This window comes from Acinetobacter sp. 129952, from assembly GCF_056642055.1.
In genome coordinates this window covers 1-4,617 of record NZ_JBWVSU010000027.1, presented here as the reverse complement: position 1 = coordinate 4,617, position 4,617 = coordinate 1, and the positions used below count along the sequence as shown (strand labels likewise).

Sequence of the window (4,617 nt, the reverse complement as noted above, 5' to 3'; positions counted from 1 at the left end):
TTTCCGAGCGATTGCAACCCGATTTGATAAGCTTGCACGAAATTACCAGTCTATGATTTACATTGCTTGCATATTTATTTGGTGTAAAGCCAAATGAGGACACGCCCTAATTAGCAAATAATTGGTGTAAATTATTTAACTATATGTATTTAATAATTTTTTTAAATAGACAATAAGTGATTTTACCTAATAATGTATTTATCGTTAAGTATTTACTTAACATGAGTTCTTCTCATCTTAAGCTGAATTTATATCGTTTTACTCACTTTCTTATTCACGTTTAAATACAGCCATTCAGAAATTTAGCTTTTTATAAAATTTTTAGGTGGCAATCTCCATGAGTACAGCATTTGAGTGTTCAATTAAACGTATCCGTTTTGATGAGAATTATACACCAGCAGAAAGCACACGTTTAACCACAAACTTTGCCAATTTGGCACGTGGGGAAAGCCGTGAAGAAAACTTGCGTCGTACCCTTGCGATGATCAACAACCGTTTTAATAGCTTGGCAACCGTTGATAACCCGAAAGGTGATCGCTATTCACTTGAGATTGACATCATTTCTGCTGAAATTGATATCGAAGGTAATGGTCAAACTTTCCCATTTATTGAAACACTGAAAAGTGTAGTGATTGACCATAAAACAGGGGAGCGTATTGAAGGCATGATCGGCAATAGCTTCTCATCTTATGTGCGTGATTACGACTTCAGCGTAGTATTGCCTCAATTGGGTTGTGGTGTAGGTGAAAAACCTGAAGATTTTGGCAATCTACATGGCAAGCTTTATCAACATTTAGTCAATTCAGATGTATTTAAGGCAGAATTTAAAAAACAACCTGTCATTTGCTTAAGCGTTTCAACCTCTAAAACGTATTTCCGTACAGCCAACGTACATCCTATTTTGGGTGTGGAATACAAAAATGATGAATATTCACGTACCGATGAATATTTCGCCAAAATGGGCTTGCGTGTGCGTTACTTCAAACCAGAAGGTGGTAATGCACCATTAGCATTCTATTTCGCTGGCGACTTAGTCCGTGATTATACTGATTTTGAATTGATCAGCGCGATTGCAACCATGGAAAGCTTCCAAAAAATTTATCGTCCTGAAATTTACAACACCAACTCTCCGGCAGGTGTGGAGTATCAACCAAGTCTAAGCTATGGCGATTATTCACTTACACGTGTGGTCTATGACCGTGTGGAACGTGGTGAGTTAGCGGTTAAGCAAGGTAAATGGACAGAAGAAAACTTCATCAAACCATATCAAGATATTTTAAATGAATGGGCAGCAAACTTTAAGGTCGAAACAGCTGCTTAAGACATCGAATTGACACACAGACTGACGAATTTTAGAGAAAGAAGATTAGACATGGCGCTTACACAACCGAAACTTTTACTCCCAACTTCAACTGCGGGTAGCTTGCCAAAACCGTCTTGGTTAGCTGAACCTGAAAAATTATGGTCTGCATGGAAGCTTGAAGGCGAAGAATTATTAGAAGCTAAACGTGATGCTTTGAAATTATCATTACATGAGCAAGTCACTGCAGGTATCGATATCGTGAGTGATGGTGAGCAAACCCGTCAGCACTTTGTAACCACGTTTATTGAACATCTTGAAGGTGTAGATTTCGAAAAGCGTGAAACCATGCGTATTCGTAATCGTTATGATGCAAGTGTACCTTCAGTTGTGGGTGAAGTTTCTCGTAAAAAAGCAGTGTTTGTAGACGATGCGAAATTTTTACGCAGCCAAACCAGTCAGCCAATTAAATGGGCGTTGCCTGGTCCAATGACCATGATTGATACACTTTTTGACGGACACTACAAGAGCCGTGAAAAACTGGCTTGGGAATTTGCCAAAATTTTGAACCAAGAAGCTTTAGAACTTGAAGCAGCAGGCGTAGACATTATCCAATTTGATGAACCTGCGTTTAACGTATTCTTTGATGAAGTGAATGACTGGGGTGTACCAACCTTAGAACGTGCACTTGAAGGTCTAAAATGTGAAACTGCAGTTCATATTTGCTATGGTTACGGCATTAAAGCCAATACAGATTGGAAACAAACTTTAGGTAATGAATGGCGTCAATACGAAGAGTCATTCCCGAAACTACAACAATCTAAGCTCGATATTATTTCACTTGAATGCCAAAACTCACGTGTACCAATGGATTTAATCGAATTGATCCGTGGTAAGAAAGTGATGGTGGGTGCAATTGATGTGGCAACCACTCAAGTGGAAACTGCAGAGGAAGTAGCAAATACGCTACGCAAAGCATTGCAATTTGTTGATGCAGATAAACTGTATCCTTCAACTAACTGTGGTATGACACCGCTATCTCGCCAAGTGGCACGTGGCAAACTTGAAGCTTTAAGCGCAGGTGCTGCCATTGTTCGTAAAGAGCTAGAAGCTTAATCAAACGTAGTCTCGTGCGAAGCAGAACAAATCATCGCAAGGTCATTTGTCCAGCTTTATGCACGAGCACGTGATATGTACATTTGAGATGAAAGAGATGATTGAAGCAACAGACTTTAGAAATGCAATGTCTTTACTCACCACAGCAGTGAATGTTATTACGACTTCGGGTGAAACAGGTATGCATGGATTTACTGCATCTGCCGTATGTAGCGTGACGGATACACCGCCAATGTTATTAGTCTGTATGAATCAATCCTCCCGTTCACATGCCCATTTTGTTGAAAATAAAGTCTTGGCTGTAAACGTACTAAGTACTCAGCATGAACAGCTTTCAAATGCTTTTGCTTCAAGTAAATTCAGCTCAGAAGATCGTTTCAAACTCGGTGATTGGAGTACGATGGAAACTGGTTCACCTATTTTGAAAGATGCCTTGGTCAGTTTTGACTGTGAGATTCAAGATATTCAGCAAGTCGGTACACACAGTGTTTTCATGTGTCGTGTTCTTAAAGTTCAACAAAGCGATCAAGAAGAAAGTCTGGTGTATTTTAACCGTGCTTATCATCAAGTGGGTCAGTTGGAACACGCTTAACTCAATGCCTTAATTCTTTTATCTTTTTAAAGTTAGTTTATTGTGGAACTTATAACCTTTTTAGTCATCGGCGCTTTTGCTGGTTTTGCAGCAGGGCTGTTTGGTGTCGGCGGTGGTACGATTATTGTACCACTGCTTTTTATTGTCTTTACTCAAATGGGTTATGACCCTGATGTTGTTATGCATCTCGCATTAGGTACATCTTTAGCAACAATCGTTGTCACTTCAATCAGCTCATTAATGGCACATCATAAAAATGGCGCTGTGCTATGGCCTGTATTTAAAAATCTAGCTCCACCAATGGCGATTGGTTGTTTTTTTGGGGCAGGTATTGCTGGTTTGATATCAGGGTTACATCTACAAATCATTGTTGGCTTATTTCTGATTTGGGTCGCATATACGATGCTTACAGATGCTAAAACAGCAATTAATTCAACGCAAAATTTACCGTCGTCAGGTCAACAAGTTGCTGCTGGTAGTGTCATTGGGATTGCATCAGCAATTTTTGGAATAGGTGGTGGAAGTCTGACGGTTCCGTACCTGAATCGCTATGGTGTGGTCATGCAGAAGGCGGTTGGAACATCTGCGGCATGTGGATTCCCCATTGCTGTCGCTGGTGCATTAGGTTTTATTATTTTTGGTATAAATGCTGAGATTAATGTACCTAATACCATTGGTTACGTGCATATTTATGCATTTATTGGCATTAGCATCATGAGTTTCATTACGGCTAAGTTTGGTGCGAAGGCGGCACATGCTTTATCGCCAGCAATGTTAAAGAAATGCTTTGCAGTTTTATTGGTCATTGTAGCAAGCTTCTTCCTTGTGAAGGGATTAATTTAATATTGGACTTCGCATAAGAGATTTTATGCTAAATGTAATTTTAAAGGGCTTTGTTGCACAAAGATTTAAAAGACAACACTCTGCTCATTTGAACAGAATTCAAGTGACAACTTGGGTATGAGGACGACCTAATTCTGTAAATTTGTTCAATACGGCTATGCGTGCATGAATCTCATTCACCTGACTAGAAAAACTCCTTGCTGTTAATTTATCACCTAATAGTTTGATGCAATGCATCTTGGTTTCAACTAAACTTCGACGATGATAACCAGACCATTTTTTCCAAAGCGTTCTTCCTAAACGTTTAACTGTTTTCAGTAACTCATTCCGCTCTAAAGATCTCAATTTCTGATCTTTCCATGGGTTTGCATTTTTTCTTGGCGGAATGACCGCATGTGCATCTCGATCTAGAATGACTTGTCTGCAGTGCTTCGTGTCATAAGCACCATCGGTATAGACCGAATCAATTCGTTCATCTAAGGGAATTTGAGCAAGTAAATCACCGAGTACTTGCGAATCGCTCACATTATTTGTGGTAAGCTGTACTGCACGTATCTGCAAGGTTTCAGCATCGATGCCAATATGAAGCTTACGCCATTGGCGACGATATTCAGGTCCATGTTTCTTACGTTTCCACTCACCTTCACCTAGAAACTGAACCGTACCGGGTTTGTCGGAGAGTCAATATTCTGAGAGACTATCCCGATGACAAAATTAAAATATACCCCTGAAATCAGAGAAAGAGCGGTTCAATTATTGATTGAAT

At 39.6% G+C, this 4,617-nt stretch carries 4 protein-coding genes and 1 pseudogene; 4 read left to right on the top strand and 1 reads right to left on the bottom strand.

Annotated elements, in window-relative coordinates; all coding sequences use genetic code 11:
* The first annotated feature begins 337 nt into the window (after positions 1–337).
* The 4 genes from AC1IR0_RS15530 to AC1IR0_RS15515 all read left to right on the top strand — a co-directional run bounded on the left by AC1IR0_RS15530 (position 338) and on the right by AC1IR0_RS15515 (position 3,851).
* Positions 338–1,321: a putative oxygenase MesX gene (locus AC1IR0_RS15530; RefSeq protein ID WP_479741559.1), complete on the top strand. Its 984-nt coding sequence runs from the start codon at positions 338–340 to the stop codon at positions 1,319–1,321.
* A gap of 51 nt (positions 1,322–1,372) precedes the next feature.
* Positions 1,373–2,416, top strand: coding sequence for a methionine synthase (locus tag AC1IR0_RS15525; protein WP_004281804.1), 1,044 nt, complete (start codon positions 1,373–1,375; stop codon positions 2,414–2,416).
* A 97-nt stretch (positions 2,417–2,513) separates the two neighbouring features.
* Positions 2,514–3,008: a flavin reductase family protein gene (locus AC1IR0_RS15520; protein WP_004647846.1), complete on the top strand. Its 495-nt coding sequence runs from the start codon at positions 2,514–2,516 to the stop codon at positions 3,006–3,008.
* A 42-nt stretch (positions 3,009–3,050) separates the two neighbouring features.
* Positions 3,051–3,851: a sulfite exporter TauE/SafE family protein gene (locus AC1IR0_RS15515; protein ID WP_479741558.1), complete on the top strand. Its 801-nt coding sequence runs from the start codon at positions 3,051–3,053 to the stop codon at positions 3,849–3,851.
* A 99-nt stretch (positions 3,852–3,950) separates the two neighbouring features.
* Here the strand turns inward: AC1IR0_RS15515 and AC1IR0_RS15510 are convergent.
* Positions 3,951–4,511 (bottom strand): annotated as a pseudogene (locus AC1IR0_RS15510) (IS5 family transposase); the annotation flags it as partial.
* Positions 4,512–4,617 lie beyond the last annotated feature (106 nt).